Genomic DNA, 2,576 nt, shown 5'->3' with positions numbered 1-2,576 from the left:
CAACATGTTCCACGCCTATGGCTTCCTGGCAGAGGTGTTTGGCATCCTGGCCCGTCACCGCATCTCGGTGGATCTCATCACCACGTCGGAGGTGAACGTGTCGCTGACCCTGGATCACACCGGCAGCCAGAGCAACGGCGAACCCATGCTCAGTGACAAGGTGCTGGCCGAACTGGGTCAGCTGTGCAAGGTAAAGGTCGAAACCGGGCTGGCCCTGGTGGCACTCATCGGCAACAGCATGAGCGAGGCGGCCGGGGTGGGCAGCCAGGTCTTTGACGCCATCCGCGAGCACAATATCCGTATGATCTGTTACGGCGCCAGCACCCATAACCTCTGCTTCCTGGTCAAGGAAGAGGAGGCTGGCCACATCGTCAACCGCCTCCACCAGGAGCTGCTCGACTGAGCCAGCCAGCATTTGACACTGCATAAATGAGGGGCACCCAGGGTGCCCCTCATTGCGTTGCTACGAGTGTCATTGACCTAGATTCCCGCGCCCGCTTACACCACCAGGGTGGGCACCGGCAGCAGACAGGCGCAGATCTCCTCGCGCAGGCCAGCAAGCCGGGCCAGCAGCGCCGCCTGGTCGAGCCCGGCTTCGTCAGGCCCCAAGTTGTCCACCAGCTCGGTGAAGTGCTCGGTCACCGCCCGCTCCAGCCAGTCGAGCCGACGCAGGGTGAGCGGGCCACAGCTCTTGCCGCTGAGATCATCCTGGATGTCGAGCCTGTGGCTGCGATACATATCGCGCCACCAGTTGGCGGCGAGCGCCGCGTCGCTGGCCAGTGCCGAGCTCCACTCCCCCTGCAAGCCCTGCAAGCGGGCCAGCACGGGGGCGCTGGCGCCCTCCCGTGTCAGGTATTGCAGCTCGCGCTGCACCCAACTCAGGCAGAGGCCGCGCCAGTAGCGAAATTGCGGCAGAGGGTCCGGCTCGTCGAGCCAGAGGCCCGAGAGAGTGCGGGTCTCCAGCCGCTCGGGCACATGAAACTGGGGATCGGCGAGACCGTTTGAGTTGAATTCATGATGGGGATCGAACGGCCACATGTAGCCAAAGTCGAACACGGTGATCTGCTGGCCATCGTCGAGCAGGTTGCCCGGGCTCGGATCCCAGTCAAACCAGCCCCAGTGGGCAAGCTCGGCCTGCACCGCCAGCATCTGGGCCAGATTGCGCTCGTTGAGATCATGCACAGGCACGCCCCGCAGCCAGGGGGAGATAAGCAACCCGGCCCGGGCCGAACCGAAGCAGGTACAGACCACATTGGAGAGAATGGTGGGGTGCAGCTCGCGCAGGGCCTCTATCTCGCGTCGCCGCTCCAGCTCGGTCAGGAAGGCGGTCTTGCCATCGACGTTGGCCACCAGGGAGTCGTGTCGGCGCCGTTTCAGGCACCAGTGATGTCCGTCCACCTTGAGGTGAAACACCTCGGCGGTGAGGCCGTGACGATACACCTTGAGCACGGTGGGATGATCTGCCTTGAGTCTCACCAGCTGCGCCAGTGGCAAGGGGCAATCCCGCTCGCGCCCAATCCGGATCTCCTCCTTGCTCTCCAACATGCGGAGCAATCTTGCCTGACGTGCCGCTACCTTGGGATTCATACATGCACCTCCATCATTATTGAGAGACTAAGCAGTAAGGCAGGCACAGACCAGAGGCAAAGCGTCATGATGACGCTTTCATCACAGAATGAGTGTGACCGTCCGATCCGGATCACAGTTTGCATGGCTTCATGGTCACGACATATTCATTGTCTTGTCATTAAATTGACAACAAGGAACAAGCCCCCCACCATCGGGTCAAATTAAATGCAGCAGCCAGTTGCCGTCATCACTCGCTCAAAGGATGAGCTCATATGAAAGTCCCCCCTTCAGCACGCTTGTCAGCCAGGGTACCCAGCCTGCCCTCTCTGCTGCTTGGCGTGCTGGCCGCGCTGCTGCTGCTGACCCTGATACTGCCGCTGATTAATCCCGGCAGCTGGCTAGGTCGGGCCCAGCCGCTGGTACTGGGGCCTGCCGATCAGCCGATTGCCACCCTCACCCGTCACGCCCTGCTCTACAAGAGCGACAGCCGAGGCCTCTACCTGGTGGTGCGCAGCCAGTGGCAGTTGCAGGGGCCGCTGCAGGAAGGGGACAGGGTTCGGGTGGAGTTGCTCAATGAACGGGGGGAGCGGATCGATCAACTGAATCAAGCGGTATACAAGCGGCAGGTGTGCAACGAAACCCGCTGTACCCTGGATCTCAACAGCACACTAAGGGCGCCAGACGATGCCCTGTCCAGCCGCTATCAGCTGCGGATCGGCCTGCTGCTGGCGGATCGCCCCGAGAGTGCCGACTTCAGCCAGATCCTGCAGACCCTGCCGGAGCAGGGCTTCAACCTCAGCTACCTCTTCACCAGTCTGGTGCTGGTGCTGGCCCTGAGCGCCGCCGTGCTCAGAACCGTGCTGCCCCGCCTCAGACGCAGCTTGCGCTGGCGGATCATCGGCAGCCTGCTGCTCGGCAACCTCACCTTCGTGCTACTGCACGGCTTCGTGGTGTTCAAACTGGGGGAATTTCTGCTCTGGTCAGGCTTTCGGCCCGAGCACTACTAC

2 protein-coding genes and 1 pseudogene are annotated in these 2,576 nt (G+C 62.2%); 2 read left to right on the top strand and 1 reads right to left on the bottom strand.

What is annotated here, in order from left to right; all coding sequences use genetic code 11:
• The coding region (locus AAC083_RS17910; RefSeq protein WP_441296524.1) for an ACT domain-containing protein at positions 1–403 on the top strand (403 nt) is incomplete at its 5' end.
• Between the two features lie 95 nt (positions 404–498).
• Here AAC083_RS17910 and AAC083_RS17905 read toward each other — a convergent pair.
• Positions 499–1,587, bottom strand: coding sequence for a hypothetical protein (locus AAC083_RS17905; protein WP_108537321.1), 1,089 nt, complete (start codon positions 1,585–1,587; stop codon positions 499–501).
• A 254-nt stretch (positions 1,588–1,841) separates the two neighbouring features.
• Between AAC083_RS17905 and AAC083_RS23315 the strand changes: the two are divergent.
• Positions 1,842–2,576, top strand: a pseudogene (locus AAC083_RS23315) (LTA synthase family protein); the annotation flags it as partial.

Origin of the sequence: Aeromonas sp. HMWF014 (assembly GCF_963878295.1) — a bacterium.
Classification (GTDB): domain Bacteria; phylum Pseudomonadota; class Gammaproteobacteria; order Enterobacterales; family Aeromonadaceae; genus Aeromonas; species Aeromonas popoffii.
Note: the sequence above shows the minus strand (reverse complement) of the source record. Positions and strands in the feature narration are given on the sequence as shown.

Coding starts and splice junctions, on each gene's coding strand:
- AAC083_RS17905 (WP_108537321.1), bottom strand. CDS start 1,587: ATGAATCCCAAGGTAGCGGCACGTCAGGCAAGATTGCTCCGCATGTTG.